Below are 21,597 nucleotides of genomic sequence, written 5' to 3' on the forward strand. Positions count from 1 at the left end.
GCGCGGCACGCTCACTCAGGCATACAGGAAGGCGGCCGGCTGGCTGTCCACGCCGCTCAGGGTGATCGGCAGGGCGTCCGGCGGCGCATCCCCGGGGCTGGCCAGCCCGCCGGCCGAGGTCGGCAGGGAGTCGACCGCCTGCATCACCTTGGTCTGGAACGTGAAGGCGTCGGTGGCCGAGGTGACCTGTTTGAGCAGTTCGCGCGCCACGGCGGCCGCGCCCAGGCCGTTGTAGGCGCCCACCTTGCCTTCGGTTTCCAGGCCGTAGGTGAAGTTCGACGCCACGCTGATCTTGTTGCCGATCAACTGGGCGTCGAGCTTGCCCTGCGCTGTCGTGTTGGCCTGGGCCCCGGCCATGATCGACAGCGAGGCGTTGGCGCGCGTGAGCGAGCCGGCATTGAGGGCGTTGCTCCAGAATTCCAGGCCGCCCTGGTCCGGCTCGCGGCTGAGCAGGTTGGTATAGATGGCCCTGACGAAGGCCTTGTTGTCGCCCGAGTACAAGGCGGTCGACTCGGCGCTCGTGGCGAAGGAATCGATCAGGGTTTTGACCGCGCTGTCGGTATTGTAGCGGGCGCTCAGTTCGGCCGCGCTCGACGGCGCCTTGAGCTCGCCCAGGCGCGCCTGGAAGCTTTTCAGGCCGCCCGTGTCGGCCGCGCGGCCGAAGTAGCTGACGTACAGCGCCTGGGTCAGGTCGCTGTGCGTGGTATCGGTCACGCTGTCGGCGAAGGCCAGTTTTTCCACGCTGCGCAGGCTGTCCACGCCATCCTTGCTGACCAGCGAGTAGACCAGCAGGTCGGCGCCGCTCTTGACGATGTCGTAATCGGTGCGCTTGCCTGCGTACACCATGGTGTCGATGCCGCCGCCGCCGTTGACCAGGTCGGCGCTCCTGGTGTCGATGAAGCGGTCGGCGCCGTCGCCGCCATTGAACGTGTTGGACGCCTTCGGTACGGTGTCGAGGTCGGCGAACACCGCGATCGAGGCGGTCAGGTTGGCGGCGGCCGTTCCCTGGTGCCATCCCGCTTCCACGTACATGGTGCCGGAATAGGTCGCCACGTAGGAAGACAGGAAGTCGGTGCCGTAGTTGCCGTCGCTTTCGCGGTCGGCCGCGATGGCCTTGCCGTTTTTATCGTACAGCGTGATCAGGTAGGGATCGAAATAGCTGAAACTGAAAATATCGTAGGTGGCGTTCTCGACGACCGTGAACGAGTACACGTCGTCGAGAATGGCGTAAGGGGCCGACGTGGCGGCGACCGCCGACAGGTCCCATGGCGAAGTGGCGCTGGTCGGGGTGTATTTCCCGAAGACGAGCGGGTGGGCCTGGGCCATCTGCCCGGCTGTCAGAGGGGAAAAGTCGGTAGCACTGAGATAAGCCATGGTGGTGTCCTTGTCGTTGGTCCGGAGGTGGATTGCCTTTGTCGGTGGCATGGACTCAGTATTCCACGACTCGTGCAAGATTTCTAGATAGAAATATGTCTTTCTTGTTAATGGGCTGTTAGCAAGTGTAAGCAGCGGTAAGCCCGCGTGTCCGGCTCCGCATTTCGTGATCGTTTAACCGAAACCCGAATCCCCGCATTGATAAAAACGACACTAATTCAATATTTATCACGCGTATTGATATAAATCATGACATATGTGCAAGAAACTATTATCATAGGCAATTCTTTATGTAAATCGGAGTAATAGTATGTTGAACACCATGCACACCAAACTGTGCCTCGCAGCGATCGCGGTAGCGGCCCTGGCAGGCTGCGCCACCAGCACCAAGCCAGGCGCCGTCGGCGTGACGCGCTCGCAGTTGCTGATCGTGCCGGCCTCGGAAGTGGACGCGATGGCGCTCACCGATTTCAGCAACCAGAACCAGAAGGCGAAAAGCGCTGGCCGTCTGCTCACCAGCGGCGCCGAATACAATCGCGTGGCGCGCATCGCCAAGGCATTGCAGGTCCAGGTGCCGGTGTTCCGCGAAGATGCCAAGGACTGGAAATGGGAGCTGGCGCTGATCGACGCGCCGGTGCTCAACGCCACCTGCGCACCGGGCGGCAAGATTACCTTTTATACGGGCCTGATTCGCAAGCTCAAGTTGACGGACGATGAAATCGCGATGGTCATGGGCCACGAGATCGCGCACGCCTTGCGCGAGCACGGGCGCGAGCGCATGTCGCAGGCCAAGGCCGCCGGCGGCCTGACCGCCATCGCCAGCGTGCTGGCGCCGGCCAAGGGCCTGGAAGTGGCCGTGGCCAGCGAAGCGTCGCACTATCTGTTTACCCTGCCGAACTCGCGCCAGCACGAATCGGAAGCCGACACCATGGGCCTGGAACTGGCCGCACGCGCCGGTTACAATCCGCGCGCGGCGATGTCGGTGTGGGAAAAGATGGCGGCCGAATCGGGCGGCGCCGGCGGGCCGGAATTCCTGTCGACCCACCCGGCCGATGCCACCCGGATCGCCTCGCTGACCGCGATGCAGCCGCGCGTGCTGCCGCTGTACGAAGCGGCAGCGCGCCCTGAAGCCGCCGCCGGCGCCGACGCGGCCAAAGCCCCGGAAGCTGCAAAGCGTCCTGAAGCGGGCAAACGCAAGAAGGCGGCCAAACGCAAGGAAGCGGCCAAAGCCCAGTAAGGCTGGCCTCGCGCGCTTGCCCGGGCACGGCCCCGTGCAAGCGCGTGCCGGCGCCGTCACGCCGCTGCCGTCCGCTTCGATTGCATGCGCGTGCGCACGTTCCTGGGCCCCGTCGCGGGCCCTTTTCATTTCCCTGTTCATGTCGGGATCGCTTTTCCTGTTCGCAGGGCGACAGGTGGCTGCCGCTGAGGTGCGCCTGCCCATGTCGCGGCGCGAATCGACCATCCGGCTGGCCGGCCGCCAGGGCGACGCCGGCATGCTGCCTGGGCCGCTTGCCCAAACACCCGCGGTCTTCACCAGCCTCGACAATGCCGTGCCATCGCTCGACGCGGCCGGCCTGGCTGTGGAGCGGCTGACGCGCGCCGGGGGTTTATCGAACGAATGTGTGGCTTCTAACAGACCGATCCATGCATACCGGGCATCCTCGCTACATTGCGCATTCTGCGAACGCGCAAGACACCCACCAACGCCTTTGCGGCGCGTCCGGCCGGCCGGAAGTGCGCGTCCGGGCAGCCACACAATCAGCCAAGAGGATGCCAACACATGGACCAGTTCAGCGACATCAAACTATCGCGGCGGGAGCTGTTGATCGCAGGCGCCATCGGCGTCACGGCGGCCAGCGTGCCCGGGGCGGCAAGCGCGGCCGACCTGGCCCCGGGCCTGCCGCCCGCGCCGCCGGTCACCAGCAAGGTCGCCTTCGAGGTCAACGGCAAGCGCCACGCGCTCGAGGTCGACACCCGCACCACCTTGCTCGATGTCCTGCGCGAAAACCTGCACCTGACCGGCACCAAGAAGGGCTGCGACCACGGCCAGTGCGGCGCCTGCACGGTGATCGCCGACGGCCGCCGCATCAATTCCTGCCTGAGCCTGGCGGTAATGCACGAAGGGTCGAAGATCACCACCATCGAAGGCCTGGGCAGCCAGGACAAGCTGCATCCGATGCAGGCCGCCTTCATCAAGCACGACGGCTACCAGTGCGGCTACTGTACCCCGGGCCAGATCTGTTCGGCCGTCTCGGTCATCGACGAGATCCGGCAGGGCATCCCGAGCCACGTCAGCGCCGACCTGATGGCCAGGCCGCTGCTGTCGGCCGAAGAAATCCGCGAGCGCATGAGCGGCAATATCTGCCGCTGCGGCGCCTATTCGAACATCCTCGATGCGATTACCGAGGTCGCAGGGAGCAAGGCATGAGGGTCTTCACCTACCAGCGCGCCACCAGTGCCGCCGAGGCGGCCGCCGCCGCCGTGCGCGCCCCCGGCGCCAAATTCATCGCCGGCGGCACCAACCTGCTCGACCTGATGAAGCTCGACATCGAAACCCCGGGCCACCTGATCGACGTCAACGGCCTCGGCCTCGACAAGATCGAGGCGACTGCCGACGGCGGCCTGCGCATCGGCGCCCTGGTGCGCAATACCGACCTGGCGTCCGACCAGCGGGTGCGGCGCGACTACGGCGTGCTCTCGCGCGCCCTGTTGTCGGGCGCCTCGATGCAGCTGCGTAACAAGGCGACCACCGCCGGCAACCTGCTGCAGCGCACGCGCTGCCCGTACTTCTACGACACCAACCAGCCGTGCAACAAACGCCAGCCGGGCAGCGGCTGTTCGGCCATCGGCGGCTTCAGCCGCCAGCACGCGATTGTCGGCGCCAGCGAGGCCTGCATCGCCACCCATCCGAGCGATATGGCGGTGGCCATGCGCCTGCTCGATGCGCAAGTGGAGACGGTGCGCGCCAACGGCGCCGCGCGCACGATTCCGATCGCCGACTTCCACCGGCTGCCGGGCAGCACCCCGCACATCGAGACGCTGCTCGAACCGGGTGAGCTGATCACCAGCGTCACCCTGCCCAAGCCGCTCGGCGGCACGCATGTGTACCGCAAGGTGCGCGACCGTTCCTCGTACGCCTTTGCGCTGGTGTCGGTGGCGGCGGTGATCCTGCCCGACGGCGCCGGCCGCGTGGCGCTCGGCGGCGTGGCCCACAAGCCGTGGCGCGTCGAAGCGGCCGAGCAAAAGATGGCCGCCGGCGCCAAAGCCGTCGCCGATCACTTGCTGGCAGGCGCAAAAACGACGCAGGACAACGCGTTCAAAATCACGCTGGTCCAGCGCACGCTGCATGCGGTGCTGGCCGATGCGAAGAAAGGCTGACCCATGAAGTTCACCACACCCGCCACCACCAATCCGATCGACCAGCTGAAGGTCGTCGGGCGTGCGCTCGACCGCATCGACGGCCCGGCCAAGACCACCGGCAGCGCGCCCTACGCCTACGAGCAGCACGCCGCCGCGCCCAACGCCGCCTACGGCTACGTGCTCGGCGCCGGCATCGCCAAGGGCCGCATCGCCTCGATCGACCTCGAACCCGCGCGCCGCGCGCCGGGCGTGATCGCCGTGATCAGCGCCGCCAACGCCGGCACCCTCGGAAAGGGCAAGATGAACACCGCCAGGCTGCTCGGCGGGCCGGAGATCCAGCACTACCACCAGGCCATCGCGCTGGTGGTGGCGGAGAGCTTCGAACAGGCGCGCGCCGCCGCCAGCCTGATCGAGGTGGCGTATGCAAAAGAGAAGGGCGCGTACGACCTCGACAAGGCCAGGGGCTCGGCCAAGGTGCCCAAGGCCGACAAGCCCGATACCAAGGTGGGCGACTTCGAGCGCGCCTACACCGGCGCGCCGGTGCTGCTGGACGCCACCTACCGCACGCCGGACCACTCGCACGCGATGATGGAGCCGCATGCCTCGATCGCCTCGTGGGAGGGCGACAAGCTGACCGTCTGGACCGCGAACCAGATGATCGACTGGACCCGCGGCGACCTGGCCAAGACGCTCGGCATCCCGAAAGAAAACGTGCGCCTGGTCTCGCCGTACATCGGCGGCGGCTTCGGCGGCAAGCTGTTCCTGCGCGCGGAAGCGCTGCTGGCCGCCCTCGGCGCGCGCGCCGCCAGACGGCCGGTGAAGGTGGCGCTGAGCCGCCCGCTGATGATCAACAACACCACGCACCGTCCGGCCACGATCCAGCGCATCCGCATCGGCGCCACGCGCGACGGCAAGATCAGCGCGATCGGCCACGAAACCTGGTCGGGCGATTTGCCCGGCGGTCAACCGGAACAGGCGGTCCAGCAAACGCGCCTGCTGTACGCAGGCGCGCACCGCATGACCAGAACGCGCCTGGCGGTGCTCGACCTGCCCGAAGGGAACGCGATGCGCGCCCCGGGCGAAGCGCCGGGCCTGATGGCGCTCGAAATCGCGATGGACGAAATGGCCGAAAAGCTCAAGATCGATCCGGTCACCTTCCGCATCCTCAACGACACCAAGGTCGATCCCGAAAAACCGGGCCGGCCGTTCTCGCAGCGGCGCCTGATCGAGTGCCTGCGCAGCGGCGCCGAGCGCTTCGGCTGGAAGGAGCGCAGCGCCGAACCGGGCAAGAAGCGCGAAGGGCGCTGGCTGATCGGCATGGGCGTGGCGGCCGCCTTCCGCAACAATCTGGTGATGAAGTCGGGCGCGCGCATTCGCCTCGACGGCAAAGGCGTGGTCACCGTGGAAACCGACATGACCGACATCGGCACCGGCAGCTACACCATCATCGCCCAGACGGCGGCCGAGATGATGGGCGTGGGGATCGACAAGGTGGTGGTGAAGCTGGGCGACTCCCGCTTTCCGGTGTCGGCCGGCTCGGGCGGGCAGTGGGGCGCCAACAGCGCCACCGCCGGCGTGTACGCGGCGTGCATGAAACTGCGCGAGGCGGTGGCGCAAAAGCTGGGCATGAACCCGGCCGAGGCCCAGTTTGCCGGCGGCGCCGTCAGCGCGGGCGGCAAGAGCGTGCCGCTGGCGCAGGCGGGCGAACTTGTTGCCGAGGACACGATGGAGTACGGCGACCTGGATAAAAAATTCCAGCAGTCGACCTTCGGCGCGCACTTCGTCGAAGTCGCGGTCGATGCCGCCACCGGCGAAACCCGGGTGCGGCGCATGCTGGCCGTGTGCGCGGCGGGGCGCATCCTCAATCCCAAGTCGGCGCGCAGCCAGGTGATCGGGGCGATGACCATGGGCCTCGGCGCGGCGCTGATGGAAGAACTGGTGGTCGACAAGCGCAGCGGGTTTTTCGTCAACCACGACCTGGCCGGGTACGAGGTGCCGGTGCATGCCGACGTGCCGCACCAGGAAGTCATCTTCCTCGACGAGACCGACCCGGTCTCCTCGCCGATGAAGGCCAAGGGCGTGGGGGAACTCGGCATCTGCGGGGTGGCGGCGGCGGTGGCCAACGCGGTCTACAACGCCACCGGCGTGCGCGTGCGCGACTATCCGCTCACGCTCGACAAGCTGCTGGAGAAGATGCCGGCCATGACGTGATTTCCTCTGCCCCTTCTCGCAAAGGTGGAAGATCGCCATCGCATGCGTTATGCTGTCGCCCCACGGCGCGCGCCGCGCCGCGCCAGGGGCAATAACGGAAGATGGTAAGGATTTATGTCAAGTGAAGAGAAACCGGCGCTTGCGCAGCCGGAACCGGCGCCGCCGCGCGTCGCGCCACGGTTGCCGCCCACGCTGCTGGCGACCCAATCGGCCTGGGCCGGGGATGCCGAAGCCAGAAAACAGGCGCGCCTGGAACGCGACGCGGCGGTGCGCGGAGTGACCTCGATCGACGCCATGCGCGAGGCGATCAAGCGGGTGGGGCGCACGCTTCCCGTCATCAGCGAGATTGCGCGCGTGCTCGTGCCGGATGCGGCGGCGTTTCGCGCGCGCGCGGCGCTAGGCCTGCCATTCTTGATCACCGGCGTGGCCACGCGCTGGCCGCTCTCGGGCCTCACGCCGCAAACCCTGCGCGAACGCTTCAGCCACCTGCCGGTGCGCGCCCGCGTGGGCGACTACATCAACACCGCCTTCGCGCCCGACCGCGCCATGCAGGATATGTCGATGCTGGAGTACCTGGACCTGGTCGCCGGCGGCAACCACGATTTGCCGCCTTACCTGGGCAACCTGGAACTGCGTGAATTGAACAGCATGTGCTACTGGCCCGCGTACTTCAGCAAAATGGGCCCGCCGCGCTTCTGGCTCGGGCCGGTGGGCACGGTGACGCCGCTGCACTGCGACTACGACGACAATATCTTCGCGCAGGTCTGGGGCAGCAAGCGCATTTTCCTGGTGCCGCCGCACCACGACGAATTCCTGTACCCGAGCGAAGCGAATGCGATCCTGTTCGGCTCCCCGGTCGACCCCGAGGCGCCCGATTTCGACAGGTTCCCGCTGGCGCGCCAGGCCAATATGATCGAATGCATCGTCCATCCCGGCGATATGCTGTACGTGCCGGCCGGCTGGTATCACCAGGTGCGCGCGCTGACGTTTTCGCTGTCGGCCAACCGCTGGGCCCGGGCGATGCCGTTTGCCCTGAAGGGAGAGCCGTCCTTGCGGCGCGCCGAGGCGTAGTGATAGGAGAGGGCTGTCGCCGGGCAATCATGCCGAGCGACAATTTTGCCTGAATGCTATTATTCCCGTCCAAGCTAGCGCTGCCATCGACGAGGAATCCATGTCCGACTTTTACGACCGCCTGACCCCTTTTTATCACCTGATCCACCAGGACTGGCATGCCAGCGTCGCCTTGCAAGGCGAACAATTGGGCACGCTGATCGAGGCCGAATGGCCCGGCAGGCGCACGCTGCTGGACGTCTCCTGCGGCATCGGCACCCAGGCCATCGGCCTGGCCCGGCGCGGCTTTTCCGTGACCGCCTCCGACCTGTCGGAAAAGGAAATCGAACGCGCCCGCCGCGAAGCCGATCTCGCGGGCGCCAGCGTGGACTTCTCGGTGTGCGACATGCGCCGCGCCCACGAGCACCACGGCGCCGGCTTCGAGCTCGTACTCTCCTGCGACAACTCGCTGCCGCACCTGCTCACCGACGACGACCTGCTCATCGCGCTGCGCCAGATGTTCGCCTGCCTGGCGCCCGGCGGCGGCTTCCTGATGTCGATGCGCGACTACGAGCGCGAAGAGCGCGGCGTGAACCTGGTCAAGCCCTACGGCGCGCGCACCGAAGACGGCAAGCGCTACGTCCTGTTCCAGGTCTGGGATTTCGCGGGCGACCATTACGACCTGACCTTTTACTTCATCGAAGAAGACCTTGCAAGCCAGGCTGTACAGACACACGCGATGCGTTCGCGCTACTACGCCTTGTCGACCGACAAAATGTGCGCGCTGATGCGCCAAGCCGGCTTCGCGCAGGTGCGCCGCATCGACGACGCCTTTTACCAGCCGGTCCTGGTCGGCACGCGGCCCGCATAATTGGTACGCGGGCGCACCTGTCACGGTTTGGCGATGTAAAAGTAGGCGCACTGCAACACTTTGCCTTGGAGAATCGCATAATTCGCCGATAATGCGCATTGTCCTACTCAAAGATGCCTATGCCGACCAGCGCTGTCCAGCCTGAAGAAAAGCGCCGCCACGACGCGCCCGCCGCCGCCGTGCGCGGTAAATACACCCCGCTGCTGCTGGCGCTGGCGATTTTTCTCATCTCCATCGTCGCGACGGCCTTCGCCTGGCACTTCGCACGCGCCGAGCTCGACGAAAGCCAGCACGCCGAATTCGCCTACCAGGCGCGCCAGATGGAGCGCCGCATCGAACAGCGCATGGGAAACTACCAGCATGTCCAGCGCGGCACCCAGGCCTTCCTGCTCGGTTCGATGGCGGTGGCGCGGGCCGACTTCCGCGACTACATCGCCTCCTTGCGGCTGGAGGAAACCTATCCCGGCATCCAGGGCATCGCGCTGGTCGAACTGGTCCGGCCGGGCGAGCTGGATACCCACACCGCCACGCAGCGCCGGGCCAGCCCCGGCTACACCGTCCACCCGCCGGGCGAACGGCCGGTGTTGTCGGCCATTACCCAGATCGAACCCTTTACCGGCCTGAACCTGCGCGCGATCGGTTTCGACATGCTGAGCGACCCGACCCGGCGCGCCGCCATGGAGCGCGCGCGCGATAGCGGCCAGTCGGCCGCCTCGGGCAAGGTGCGCCTGATCCAGGAGAACGGCCGCAACGAGCAGGCCGGGCTGGTCATGTACCTGCCCGTGTACCGGCGCGATGCCCCGGCCGCCACCGTGGCCGAGCGGCGCGCCGCCATCATCGGCTGGGTCGGCGCGCCGTTTCGCATGGACGACCTGATGGCCGGCCTGGGCGGGGAGCGCTCGGGCGACATCATGCTGTCGATCTACGACGGCGACAGGATCGAGGAAGGCGCCAGGCTGTACCGCTCGGCGCGCCAGACGCCGGCCGAGATGCGCCGTCCGGCGCGTTTTTCGGCCACCGTGCGCGTCGTCGTCGCCGGCCGTCCATGGATCCTGCACATGCGCTCGGCGGCCCAGTTCGAGGCGCGCCAGCGCTCGGACCGGCCGCAGTTCATCGCCATTGTCGGCGTCGCCGCCGGCGCCTTGCTGGCGCTGCTGGTTTGGACGCTCGCCTCCGGGCGCGGGCGCGCCATGGCGCTGGCGGCCGACATGACGCGCCAGCTGCGCGAGAGCGAATTTCGCTGGAAGTACGCGCTGGAGGGCGCCGGCGACGGGGTCTGGGACTGGAATCGCGGCACCGGCGACATCGTCCACTCGCTGCGCTGGAAGGAAATGCTGGGCTATGGCGCCGACGAGATCGAGCCCACCAATGCCGCCTTCGAAGCGCTGATCCATGACGACGACCGCGCGCGCGTGCTCGCCACGCTCAACGCCTATGTCGACAGCACCGACCAGCCGTACGAATGCCAATACCGGATGCGCTGCAAGAACGGGACATGGCGCTGGATCCGCGCGCGCGCCATGGCGGTCACGCGCGACGCCGAAGGCCACCCCCTGCGCACCATCGGCACCCACACCGACATCACGCGCGCCAAGGCCGACGAACAGACCCTGCTCGAAGCGAACGCGCGCCTGGCGGCGGAACGGCACCGGGTCAGCGTCATCCTCGACCAGTCGCACGATGCCTTCGTCGCCGTCGGCGCGGACGGCCGCATCACCGACTGGAACGCCAAGGCCGAAGCCATGTTCGGCTGGCCGGCGGCAAGCGCCATCGGCCAGGACCTGGCCACCCTGATCATTCCCGCCGAGCTGCGCGCCGCCCACAATGCCGGCGTCGCGCGCATGGTCGCCAGCGGCGGCACCATGGTGCGCAATGTGTTCGAAGTGAGCGCGCTGCACCGCGACGGCGCGCGGGTGCCGGTCGAACTGGCGATTGCCGGCTTTGCGCAGGCCTCCGGCTTCGTCATCAGCGCCTTCATGCGCGACATCTCCGAGCGCAAGCTCGCCGAACAGCTCGAGGTCGAACGCAGCCTGGCGCTGGAAGAAGCGCGCCAAGCGCTCCAGCATGCGCAAAAACTCGAAGCGGTCGGCAAGCTGACCGGCGGCGTGGCGCACGACTTCAACAACGTGTTGCACGTCATCGGCGGGAACGTCCAGCTGCTCCAGCTGGGCAAGCGCGACGACGCGCGCCTGCAAAAGCGCCTGGCCAGCATCCAGTCGGCGGTCGACCGTGGCGCCAAGCTGGCCTCGCAGCTGCTCGCCTTCGCGCGGCGCCAGCCCTTGCAGCCGGTCGTGCTCAACCCCTTGCAAACCTTCCAGGCCATGGACGACCTGCTGCAGCGCGCGCTGGGCGAGTCGGTGCGCATCCGCATCGATGCCGACGAGGGCTTGTGGAATACCCTGGTCGATCCCGGCCAGTGGGAAAACGTTGTCATGAACCTGGCCATCAACGCGCGCGACGCCATGCACGGCGGCGGCGTGCTGACCATCGGCCTGCGCAACGCGCACGTCGATGCCGCGCAGGCCGCCGCGCTCGACCTGGCGCCCGGCGACTATCTCCGTTTCAGCTTTGCCGACACCGGCGACGGGATGGACAGCGACGTCATCGCGCATGCGTTTGAGCCGTTTTTCACCACCAAGCCGGTGGGGCAGGGGACCGGCCTGGGACTGAGCATGGCCTACGGCTTCGTCAAGCAGAGCGGCGGCCACATTGCGCTCGACAGCGCGGCCGGCAAAGGCACCACGGTGGTGATTTACCTGCCGCGTTCCGCGCAACGGGCGACCGGCAAGATGGGCGTGCTCGAACAGGACGTGGTCGGCGGCGGCGAAACGGTGCTGGTGGTGGAAGACGATCCGGAAGTGCGCGCAACCACGGTGGCGACCCTGAACGAACTTGGCTACTGCGTGCTGGAAGCGCACGACGGCGCCAGCGCCCTGGCCCTGCTGCGCAAGGGCGCCTGGGTCGACCTGTTGTTTACCGACGTCGTGATGCCGGGGCCGGTGTCGAGCATCGAGCTGGCGATGCTGGCGCAGCGCGAGCTGCCCGGCGTGGCGGTGCTGTACACGTCCGGCTACACGCGCGACGCGCTGACCACGGGAGGCAGGCTCGATGACGGCGTGCGGCTGTTGGGCAAGCCGTACCGGCGCGCGCAACTGGCGCAACACGTGCGCGATGCGCTGGCGAGCAGGTTGCCGGGTTCTTAAAGCGCGGCCGCCGATCTGACGCGTTCGATTCCTGCCGATATGTCTACCTATACGTTTTAACGGGTTGACTTTTCGTTAAGATATGTATCAGATAAGTGGCGGGGGACTCGCTTACACGTAGCGACCGGGCCGGCCTATCCTCGCTTTCATGCAGCTACGTTTATCCGACAAGACAACTTACACTTTGCATAGCGTATTTCAGTTCGCAAATCTATTAAGCAAAAAATGATCAATGCAATCAATACCGAGTACGGCGCGATCAAACTTGTGCCAGATGAGATAGCTCAACAGCCGGATTTGAAGCTGTTTGCTTCGGATTCGATGTCCTTGATTATAGGCCCGAACGGGTCGGGAAAAAGCAGGACCCTGTCGTCGATCGTAAGCAATATATTAAACATCAACAAGGATGTGGTGGGTGCGGATAATCCGTACAGCAAAACCTTAATAATTTATTACACGCCGGTGCCGTACACGGTCGATATGCCGGAAGAAAATCAGCAGTTCATTAACCTCCAAAGCATGCGGCGTATGCGTGAAAATAAAAATTCGGACTACCCGATGTTAAGAAGTCTGGTCAAGAATTTCAACATTTCTCCAGAAATTTCGATTAATTTTCATTTTTCGGAAAGCATCATCTTTGAAATCTCCATGCTCTTTATCTTGGGCAATGTAATAGATAAAGATGCCCTGCCCGATCCGTTGCGGAGTGCCATAGCCCAGCAAGATGTTGTCAAAAAAGCTGCGGAGAAATTCCGGCGCGACAGCGGCTTGGACTACCTGGATTATGTCAAGACAAAAGAGTACGATGCGATAAGTCTTGCGCAGGAATTGCTCAATGAGAAAATTAAAGCGTATATTTATGAAAAATTAGAGGCTACTCCAAGCTTGAAGCTGTTGGCGCTCCAACGGACGATAAGAGCTCATAAAAAGCAAACGGACATCATCCAGTCGGTTCTCCAAGCTGAGGGAGTTCCGTTCCGACGCAAAATGGGAACCGCTCCGCGCACTGCGATGAAGACGTACAGGAGAATGGTGGCGGAACTTGAAGGGGTGCGTAAAATCCTCGGTCTTGGGGATCTGCCCGAAAAGCCTTATATCATGGAGGAAAGTTCGACCGAAGCACTGAATGAACTGAAGCAACATGCAACCATTGGTATCGCAAAACTCAGTGCGGGAGGGAATGCGTTGATAAATCAATTCAGTAAAATTGAAGCAGCTCTTCGCCAGCGAAAATCGAAAACAGGCGAATTCGATAATCTGTTGCTGCTGATCGATGAAGGAGATATATTTTTGCATTTGAGCTGGCAACAGAAGTATGTCGACTACCTCAATAATTACATCAAGACTGTGAGGGAAAAAAAGATCTTCCGCACGATCCAGGTGATCTTGACGACGCATTCGCCAGTATTGATGAGTGACTTTCCACGCGATAGCATTATCAAGTTAAAGACGGATGCGATTGGGATTGATCGTGTTCAGCAAAATGTGGACGAGTCCGGGGTTGCAAAGGGTGAAACCATTGTTTCTTTCGGGGCTCCGCTTCAGGATATTATAAATCGAAGCGGGGGAGCGGGAACGATGGGGGAATTCGCCGCTAAATTTATTGGCGGTCTGGTGCAGAAAATTAAAAAAGGCGAACGGCCTGCCAGGTATCATATCGATCTCATAGACGATCCGGTAATCCGATCGTATATCAGAAATCGCAGCAACTAGGAGAGGCCGTTGATCGTTCATATCGGGGATGTGTGGGAAAATGCTGAGCGCGACCACGCGGCTTATGTTGCAGACCGAATCGATGCAGCTTTGAAAAGCGGTTCGGTCACAAGCGATCATTTGCTGCATCTCTTGAAGGAAAAGCGCGAGATAATCGCATGCGGCACACCTGCGCAACTTGATCAGCTAATACACTATGTTAATGGACTGATATATTTATGCAATGACGCGGAGGGTACCCGGTTTTTTGAGGATTGTGCGGCACTTTTCAATTACGATCATTTTTCCAAAAAACGCGATGTATCCTATAAAAAATGGAATGCTTACAAGCTCTGCAAGACTTCCAAGTACGTGCTGTGCCCTTATTGCCATCAGAATTTTGCATTCACGATCATCAGCGACGGGAAGAGTTTTCGCCCCACGCTCGACCACTTTTACCCAAAATTTCAGTATCCGTATCTTGCCATCTCGCTTTATAACCTGGTCCCTGCTTGCCAGGTCTGCAATAGTTCGCTGAAGGGCGACCTGAACTTCTTTTACGTCCGCCACCTGCATCCCCTGCACGTGCCGACCGGTGCGGCCGATCCGGATGAAGGGAGGAATCATATAAATTTCGACCTGGATCCGGAGCGTTATATCGAGATGCGGCGCACAGGCGAGTTTGACATGGTCTTGAAAATCGTGCCTTCTGTGGATGCGGCAGTCAACAATTCCATCAGGACTTTTTTATTGAACGAGCGCTTTTCGATACACGAATCGACATTGAAGATCTTCATCCGTAACCTGGAGAACTGGACTCCCGCACGGATTTCGGAGGTTGCAAAAATTTTTGGCGGCGAGGGTTTTGTCTTCGATGAAAGACATGCCCTTGGCTTTAATTTGGACGAATATAAAAATGAGGTGCTCGGTAAGATCAAGAAGGATTTGTACGAGGTCTTCAGACGTCCCAAAGCGTCATCGGCACCCTTCGCAATCGGTGAGCGCGAACCCTAAAAACCCGCCACCGACCGGCCTCGCTCGTGGAATTTCGGTTTTGCCAACGTCCAGTGAGGCCCGATGATGGGGACGCCTGGCGTCAGCCTGTTTGCCGAACATGAACGCGAAGATCGGCGTTCCTCTGGCTGGCGTGAGCAAGCATGTGGACTTCGAAGCGCTGACGGCAGAAACTGACGCGACGGCGCCGAGGCCATCGCTGCCACAGGCGGCCGCCTTCCGTATCCGACGCTATTGAAGGTCAAGATTCTGGTATTCCAACAACGTGACAACCTGGCCGATGTACCAGACGCCGGCGCATACGCTGCATGGCCGCTAGTACGTGAGAACCTTCTGAGCCACGTTGTCGACCATTACCGGACTGTCGAACCAGGTGACCGTTGGATCGGTCCCGTATTTCTCGCGCACGAAGGCGCGCCAGGCGTCGGTGTACATCGCTTCCGCCGCCGCCCGGGACGTCCAGAGATAGAGGCCGCCCGCCGTGGCCCCGTCTTCCGAGAGGACGTAGTGCTTCTGCAGCAGTCCCGGCACGTCCTGGTAGGTCGGCGCGGTGCCCAGAAAAATGGTGCGCGCTTCCTCGCGGGTGATCGGCTTGGGTAAGGCAAATGCGGTCATGGCGATGATCATTGCTCACTCCTCTGTTCCGGTTGCAGCATTCAGGCGAAGCTGCGATAGATTACCTGCTTCAGGGTGTCGTCGCCATACGCATCGGCATTGCTCAGGTGCCCGTCGTAGGGGCCGATCTTGCAGACCGACTCGCCGTTGCGGAGCACGATCTGCAGCCCGTGCTCGCGCTCCCAGTCGCAGTTGCAGGTGATCGAGATGTAGACATCGCGCTCGTCCGGATCGCCCCGTTCGACCATCGGCTCGAAGCCGAACTGGATGTGGCGCCAGACGTCGTCGGCCGATGCGATGGCGACGAAGTCCTCGTCCGACGGATCCTGGCGACGGTTGACATCCCGATAGTACTGGAAGATAGGCGCTTGCGCCGCCCTGAGCACGTCGGGACCGTTGGACAGGAAGGCCGCGATGGCGGCGTGGAAATCCTGCGGATGCGGATCGTCCTGATACCCCTCCAGGGCGATCTCGCAGATCGCCCCATCGAGCATCCTGACCGGCAGCGGTTCGCTGCACAGCCAGTCGGTGCCTTCGTCGAGCGTCATCTCGCCCAGTCCTGGAATGTTCATGTCTGCCTTCTGGTTTGCCTGATTAATCGAAGAAGCCCGATGGTTGCCGCGACCGGCAGTGTCCCTCGCTTCATCGGGGAAAACAGCATGCATGATAAACCTGTCGCACTGCTTACCGGGGCCGGCAAGGGAATTGGCCTGGCCATTGCGCGTGCAGGATTGAGCGCGACTTCGCCGCATTTGCGCCGATGGGGTTATACTCGGGCTATTCTGCCCACGCACCGCCAATGAATCCAATGCGCTCCCGTTCGATGCACGCTGTTCCGTCCCCTTGCGGCGACGGAGCGCGCTCGCGCGCGCGCCATCTCGCCCGGCTCTCTTGAGCTCGGTGAGGACACTCAAGACATAACGCTGTCCGTCCTCCCGAGCCACCCTCCATCCGCCTTGCCTCTTTTTTACCATCCGTGGAGTACCATCATGAGACCGAATATCATTGTGTCGTCCGTCGACATGCAACGCCTTGAAACCCTGCTCGATTCGCTGCCGGCCGCGCAGGCCGAGGTCCGGAACGTGCTGCTCGACGAACTGGCGCGCGCCGAACTGGTCGAGCCGGACGAGATGCCGCCGAATGTCGTGACCATGAATTCGCGCGTGCGCTTCACGCTCGACGCGCCGGCCGAAGAATTCAACCTGACCCTGGCCTATCCCAAAGACATGCGGCTCGACGGCGAGCACATTTCCATCCTCTCGCCGGTCGGCAACGCCCTGATCGGGCTGGCGGCGGGCGACAGCATCGACTGGACCCGTCCCGACGGCGCCAGTTTCCAGCTTACCGTGCTCGACGTCCTGTACCAGCCCGAGCGCGCCGGCGAGCTGCACCGCTGAAGCCGGCCGGCTGGCCGTTCCGGTATCGGCTTAAATGATGGGCGCGATAAAAATACGGGATTGGACTTATAACAGGCGCAAGCCCATCATGAAGTGATCCGAACATGGATCCCGATCACTTCATTGAAAGGTTTTACCCGCATGAGCGATATCCTCTGGCCCGCAGCCTATCTGCCCGGCACCACCGACAACTACGTTTCCAACGAGATCACCGTGGCCGGCCTGAGCGCCGCCGACGTCTGGCCCCAGCTGGACAACACCCTGGCATGGCCAGCGTACTACGGCAATGTGTCCGATATCCGTTTCGACGACGGTTCCGGCCCGCATCTGCACGCGGGGGCGCGCTTCCGTTTCACTACCTTCGGTTTCGCCGTGCATGCCGAAGTGACCGAATACCAGCCGCCTGGGCCGGGCGTGCCGGCCCGTGTGGCCTGGCACGGCTGGGTCGAAGGCGGCGCGGACGCGCGCCTCGACGCGTATCACGCCTGGCTGTTCGAAGACCTGCCCGGCGGCCGCGTGCGCATCCTGACCCAGGAATCGCAGAATGGCGCCCCGGCCCGGGACATGGCCCAGGCCCGCCCGAATCCGATGCTCAACGCGCACCAGGAATGGATCGACGGCCTGGCCGCCAGCGCCTTAGGCGCGCGCGCCGGAGGTGCGCAGCAGCAGTGCGCGTAACCAGCGGTGGCCCGGATCGCGGTGCGTGCGCTCGTGCCAGGCCAGCACCTTGGTCAATCCCGGAATGTCGAGCGGCGGTTCGCACAGCACCAGGCCGTCGGCATCGTCAACCAGCCGGCGCGGCACCACCGCCACCAGGTCGCTGGCGCGCAGGATATCGGGCAGCAGCAGGAAGGATTTGACCGACAGCATGACCCGGCGCTGCCTGCCGAGCCGCGCCAGCGCCTCGTCGCTCACGCCTTCGAAGCTGCCGCCCGCATACGACACCAGCGCGTGGTCGAGCGCGCAGAACTGGTCGAGCGACAGGCCGGCCTGCGGCGCCGGCGCCGCCGGATGGCCGCTGCGCATCACGCACACATAGCGTTCCTCGAACAGGATGCGCGCGTGCAGGTCGGGCGCCGTCGTTTCCGGCGTGCCCAGTGCGAGGTCGACGAGCCCCTGTTCGAGCTGGGCCTGCAACTGCTCGTTGACGACCGGCAGCAGCGCGACCCGGATCGACGGCGCCAGCGGGCGCAGGGCCAGAAGAAACGGCACAGCGATCGCCCGCAGCGCGTAGTCGGTGGCGGCGATCGACAGCGTCATGCGCGCCGTGGCCGGGTCGAAGGCTTGTGGCTGCAACAGGCCTGCGATGTCGGCCAATACCTGCTTGACCGGCGCGGCCAGGGCCAGCGCGCGCGGCGTCGGCGCGACCCCGCGCTGCACCCGCACCAGCAGCGGATCGTCGAAACTCTCGCGCAGGCGTGTCAGCATGCCGCTCATGGCCGGCTGGGTCAGGCCGAGGCGCGCGGCCGCGCGCGTCACATTGCGTTCGTCGAGCAGGGCGTCGAGCGCCTTGAGCAGGTTCAGGTCCAACTGGCGGAGGTTCGGCATGCGGGCGATTGTGCCATAGCGGCGCAGGAAGTTTCGCTTATGTAGGCTAACGTACTGAATCTCGGTAAGAAACCAGTAGAATCGGGCAATAGCCGCTTTGCATATGCTCGTAGAAAAGAACCGATTCCCTGCCATGTCCGATTTTTCCTCTCCCAGCAGTGACGTCCCTCCTGCGCTTCCCGTCCCCGACCTGGGCGCCGCCATGTACGAAAGCAGTCCCGATTGCGTCAAGCTGCTCGACAAGAGCGGGCGCATCGAGTCGATGAACAAGAATGGCCAGTGCGCGATGGAGATCGACGACATGACGCCGCTGCTGGGCCGCAGCTGGTCCAGCCTGTGGCCGCCGGAGGCGGTGCCGACGGTATTGACGGCGCTCGACGATGCGCGCAGGGGCGGCACCGGCCGCTTTACCGCTTTCTGCCCGACCGCCAAGGGCACGCCCAGGTGGTGGGACGTGATCGTCGCCCCCATCTTCGGGGCCGACGGCAAGCTCCAGCGCGTCCTCGCCATGTCGCGCGACATCACCGGCGTGCGCCAGGCCGGCCAGGCGCTGCGGCACAGTGCCGAACGCCTGCAGCTGGCGACCGATGCGGCCGAACTGGGCTTGTGGACCTGGGACCCGGTGTCGGACATGGTCACCTGGGATAACGAGCGCACCTACGACATCCTGGGCATCGCGCACTCCGACCCGCCGGTCAACGCGGCCCGCTTCGCGTCCGAGTTCCTGCATCCGGACGATATCGAACGCTTCACCGACGCGGTTGCGGCCAGCGTGGCGGGCAATATGCGCTTCCAGTTCCAGGGCCGGGTGCTGAGCCAGGACGGGGCGGCGCGCTGGGTCGAGTTGTACGGGCGCCGCCACCATGGCGAAGACCGGCCGCGCACGCAGCTGGTCGGCACCATCGCCGACATCACGGCGCGCAAGCTGGCCGAAGACAAATTGATCGACGCCGACCGCCGCAAGGACGAGTTCCTGGCGATGCTGGCGCACGAACTGCGCAATCCGCTCGCGCCGATCGGCGCCGCTGCCGAGCTGCTCAAGCTGGGCAAGTTCGACGAGGCGCGGGTACGCAAGACCAGCGAAATCATCAGCCGCCAGGTCAGCCACATGACGCACCTGGTCAACGACCTGCTGGACGTGTCGCGCGTGACCGGCGGGGTGGTCAAGCTGGAGACGGCGCCGCTCGACCTGCGCGACATCGTCGCCGACGCGGTCGAGCAGAGCGGGCCGCTGATCCGCGGCAGGGGCCACCAGCTGGCGATCCATCTGCCGCCCTACGGCACCACGGTGCTGGGCGACGCCAAGCGGCTGGTGCAAATCGTCGGCAACCTGCTCAATAACGCCGCCAAGTATACGCCCGACGGCGGCAACATCGACCTGCGCATCGAGATGGACGACGAGCGCGTACTGCTCAGCGTGACCGACAACGGCGTCGGCATCGAGCACCAGCTGGCTTGCCGCGTGTTCGACCTGTTCAGCCAGGCCGAGCACACGTCCGACCGCACCGCCGGCGGCCTGGGCCTGGGGCTGGCGCTGGTCAAGAGCCTGGTCGAGCTGCATGGCGGCAAGGTGTCGTGCTACAGCGCCGGGACCGGCGCCGGCAGTACCTTCAGCGTTTCGCTGCCGCGCCTGCGCGACGGGCGCGAGGCCGTTGCGCCCGCGCGCGCGCGCGAGGCGCACGCCGGGCCGGCGCGCGCGCTCGATATCCTGGTGGTGGACGACAATGTCGACGCCGCCGCCATGCTGGCCATGCTGCTGGAGGCGGCGGGGCACCGGCTGACGGTGGAGCATTCGGCCAGGGATGCCCTGGCGCGCATCGACACCGCCCGTTTCGACGTCTGCCTGCTCGATATCGGCCTGCCCGAAATGGACGGCAACGCGCTCGCCACGCGCCTGCGCAGCCATCCGGGCACCTGCAATGCGCTGCTGGTGGCGATCACCGGCTACGGCCAGGAGAGCGACCGCCGGCGCAGCCAGGCGGCCGGCTTCGACCAGCATATGGTCAAGCCGGTCGATACGGGCAAGCTGATGGATGTGCTGGCCGACGTGGCTTAAGTGGCTTAAGTGGCTTAAGTGGCCTAAGCGCCGCTGACCACCACCGGCAGCACGATCTCGAAGCGGCTGCCCCGGCCGGGACCGTCGCTGTGCGCCCGCACCGTGCCGCCATGGCGCTCGCACAGGTCGCGCACCAGCGCCAGGCCGATTCCCATGCCGCCCTTGCCGTGCATGTCGGCGCCGTCGACCTGGGCATACAGCTGGAAAATCTGTTCCAGCCGGTCCGCTTCGATGCCGATGCCGTTGTCCGACACCGTCACCAGCAAGTTGTCGCAGTCGATCCGCACCGACAGCCTGATCGCGCCTTCCGGCGGCGTGTATTTGCTGGCGTTGAGCAGCACATTGCCGATCAGCTGGGCAACGCGCACCTCGTCGCAATGGAGCGCTACCTCGCCCGGCGGCGACTCCACGCCCAGGGTTTGCCGGCGCGCCGTGAGCGGGGCGCGCACGGTGTCGAGCGCGCGGTCCAGCACGCGCGCGAGCGTGGTGTCGGCCATGCGCAGGGGCGCGCCGCCGCGCGTGATGCGCGAGGCATCGAACAGATCGTCCACCAGGCGTTCCAGCATGGCCGCCTGGCGCACGATGATGCCGGCCATGCGCGTCACGCCGGGGTCGTCGCTGCGGGCCAGCAGGGATGCGGCCGACATGATGGGCGAGAGCGGATTGCGCAGTTCGTGCGCCAGCGTCGAGAAAAACGCGTCCTTGCCGCGGTCGGTTTCGCGCAGCCGTTCTTCGAGCAGCTTGCGCTCGGTGATGTCGACCACCACGTTGATCGCGCCGGTGATCGCGCCGGCCTGGTTGCGCGTGAGCTGGGGATGCGCCAGCACGTAGCGGCGCTCGCCGCAAGGGCGTTCGACCACCGCTTCGATGCGCCCGACCTCGCGCGCTTCGCGCACCGCCAGCGCCATCGGGCACTGGTCGTGCGGCAGGCGGGTGCCGTCGAGCGTGAACATGGCGTGCGAGCCGCACCAGAACTCGGCGCCGGCCACCGGCGTGCGCCCCCACAGCCTGACCGCGGCCCGGTTGAATTCGGTGACCCGGCCTTCGGTGTCGCAACTGTAGACGGCGACGGGCAAGGACGCGGCGAGCTGCCGGTAGCGGTGCTCATGCTCATTCTGATGGGCGTGAAAATCCATGATGTCCTGATCTACGAATCGGTCTTGGGGAGCCTTTAATTCGTGACAGTTTTTTGGGTCGACGGACGTG

General features: G+C 64.5%; 17 protein-coding genes. 12 read left to right on the top strand and 5 right to left on the bottom strand.

Features of this window, described 5'->3' with window-relative positions; genetic code table 11:
• Positions 1 to 15: 15 nt before the first annotated feature.
• Complete coding sequence (locus EJB06_RS00070; protein ID WP_126071968.1) at positions 16 to 1,374, bottom strand: DUF4214 domain-containing protein; 1,359 nt, start codon at positions 1,372 to 1,374, stop codon at positions 16 to 18.
• A 322-nt stretch (positions 1,375 to 1,696) separates the two neighbouring features.
• Here EJB06_RS00070 and EJB06_RS00075 point away from each other — a divergent pair, with 322 nt between their 5' ends.
• The 9 genes from EJB06_RS00075 to EJB06_RS00115 all read left to right on the top strand — a co-directional run bounded on the left by EJB06_RS00075 (position 1,697) and on the right by EJB06_RS00115 (position 14,775).
• Positions 1,697 to 2,611: a M48 family metallopeptidase gene (locus tag EJB06_RS00075; RefSeq protein WP_126071969.1), complete on the top strand. Its 915-nt coding sequence runs from the start codon at positions 1,697 to 1,699 to the stop codon at positions 2,609 to 2,611.
• 543 nt (positions 2,612 to 3,154) lie between these two features.
• The gene (gene paoA / locus EJB06_RS00080; protein WP_126071970.1) at positions 3,155 to 3,802 is read left to right on the top strand and encodes an aldehyde dehydrogenase iron-sulfur subunit PaoA; all 648 of its coding nucleotides are present in this window, start codon (positions 3,155 to 3,157) and stop codon (positions 3,800 to 3,802) included.
• Positions 3,799 to 4,752, top strand: coding sequence for an FAD binding domain-containing protein (locus EJB06_RS00085; protein WP_126071971.1), 954 nt, complete (start codon positions 3,799 to 3,801; stop codon positions 4,750 to 4,752). The genes paoA and EJB06_RS00085 overlap by 4 nt, the downstream gene beginning before the upstream one ends.
• Positions 4,753 to 4,755: 3 nt before the next feature.
• Positions 4,756 to 6,945: an aldehyde oxidoreductase molybdenum-binding subunit PaoC gene (gene paoC, locus EJB06_RS00090; protein WP_126071972.1), complete on the top strand. Its 2,190-nt coding sequence runs from the start codon at positions 4,756 to 4,758 to the stop codon at positions 6,943 to 6,945.
• 114 nt (positions 6,946 to 7,059) lie between these two features.
• The gene (locus tag EJB06_RS00095; RefSeq protein ID WP_126071973.1) at positions 7,060 to 8,016 is read left to right on the top strand and encodes a cupin-like domain-containing protein; all 957 of its coding nucleotides are present in this window, start codon (positions 7,060 to 7,062) and stop codon (positions 8,014 to 8,016) included.
• Between the two features lie 100 nt (positions 8,017 to 8,116).
• Positions 8,117 to 8,866: a class I SAM-dependent methyltransferase gene (locus EJB06_RS00100; protein ID WP_126071974.1), complete on the top strand. Its 750-nt coding sequence runs from the start codon at positions 8,117 to 8,119 to the stop codon at positions 8,864 to 8,866.
• A gap of 119 nt (positions 8,867 to 8,985) precedes the next feature.
• Entirely contained in the window at positions 8,986 to 12,069 is a 3,084-nt protein-coding gene (locus tag EJB06_RS00105; RefSeq protein ID WP_164557747.1) for a CHASE domain-containing protein, read from the top strand.
• A gap of 225 nt (positions 12,070 to 12,294) precedes the next feature.
• A complete protein-coding gene (locus tag EJB06_RS00110) occupies positions 12,295 to 13,782 on the top strand; it encodes an AAA family ATPase (protein WP_126071976.1) in 1,488 nt (495 codons plus the stop codon).
• A gap of 9 nt (positions 13,783 to 13,791) precedes the next feature.
• Positions 13,792 to 14,775 carry a hypothetical protein gene (locus tag EJB06_RS00115; protein ID WP_126071977.1) on the top strand — a complete coding sequence of 328 codons (984 nt, stop codon included), beginning with the start codon at positions 13,792 to 13,794 and terminating at the stop codon, positions 14,773 to 14,775.
• Positions 14,776 to 15,090: 315 nt separating this feature from the next.
• Here the strand turns inward: EJB06_RS00115 and EJB06_RS00120 are convergent, their stop codons facing one another.
• Both EJB06_RS00120 and EJB06_RS00125 read right to left on the bottom strand, forming a co-directional pair.
• The gene (locus EJB06_RS00120; protein WP_126071978.1) at positions 15,091 to 15,402 is read right to left on the bottom strand and encodes a YdhR family protein; all 312 of its coding nucleotides are present in this window, start codon (positions 15,400 to 15,402) and stop codon (positions 15,091 to 15,093) included.
• Between the two features lie 29 nt (positions 15,403 to 15,431).
• On the bottom strand, positions 15,432 to 15,962 hold the full coding sequence (locus EJB06_RS00125) for a DUF6985 domain-containing protein (RefSeq protein WP_126071979.1): 531 nt from the start codon (positions 15,960 to 15,962) through the stop codon (positions 15,432 to 15,434).
• A gap of 417 nt (positions 15,963 to 16,379) precedes the next feature.
• Here EJB06_RS00125 and rnk point away from each other — a divergent pair, with 417 nt between their 5' ends.
• Complete coding sequence (gene rnk / locus EJB06_RS00130; protein WP_126071980.1) at positions 16,380 to 16,787, top strand: nucleoside diphosphate kinase regulator; 408 nt, start codon at positions 16,380 to 16,382, stop codon at positions 16,785 to 16,787.
• A gap of 141 nt (positions 16,788 to 16,928) precedes the next feature.
• The gene (locus tag EJB06_RS00135; RefSeq protein ID WP_126071981.1) at positions 16,929 to 17,465 is read left to right on the top strand and encodes an SRPBCC domain-containing protein; all 537 of its coding nucleotides are present in this window, start codon (positions 16,929 to 16,931) and stop codon (positions 17,463 to 17,465) included.
• Here EJB06_RS00135 and EJB06_RS00140 read toward each other — a convergent pair.
• A complete protein-coding gene (locus tag EJB06_RS00140) occupies positions 17,424 to 18,335 on the bottom strand; it encodes a LysR family transcriptional regulator (protein ID WP_126071982.1) in 912 nt (303 codons plus the stop codon). The genes EJB06_RS00135 and EJB06_RS00140 overlap by 42 nt on opposite strands.
• Before the next feature lie 133 nt (positions 18,336 to 18,468).
• Between EJB06_RS00140 and EJB06_RS00145 the strand changes: the two genes are divergently transcribed.
• Positions 18,469 to 20,391, top strand: coding sequence for a PAS domain-containing hybrid sensor histidine kinase/response regulator (locus EJB06_RS00145; protein WP_164557748.1), 1,923 nt, complete (start codon positions 18,469 to 18,471; stop codon positions 20,389 to 20,391).
• 23 nt (positions 20,392 to 20,414) lie between these two features.
• On the opposite strand, the gene EJB06_RS00150 is transcribed toward EJB06_RS00145, so the two are convergent.
• Positions 20,415 to 21,527, bottom strand: coding sequence for a sensor histidine kinase (locus tag EJB06_RS00150; RefSeq protein ID WP_126071984.1), 1,113 nt, complete (start codon positions 21,525 to 21,527; stop codon positions 20,415 to 20,417).
• Positions 21,528 to 21,597: the final 70 nt, after the last annotated feature.

This window comes from Massilia atriviolacea, from assembly GCF_003953935.1.
Lineage (GTDB): Bacteria > Pseudomonadota > Gammaproteobacteria > Burkholderiales > Burkholderiaceae_D > Telluria_A > Telluria_A atriviolacea.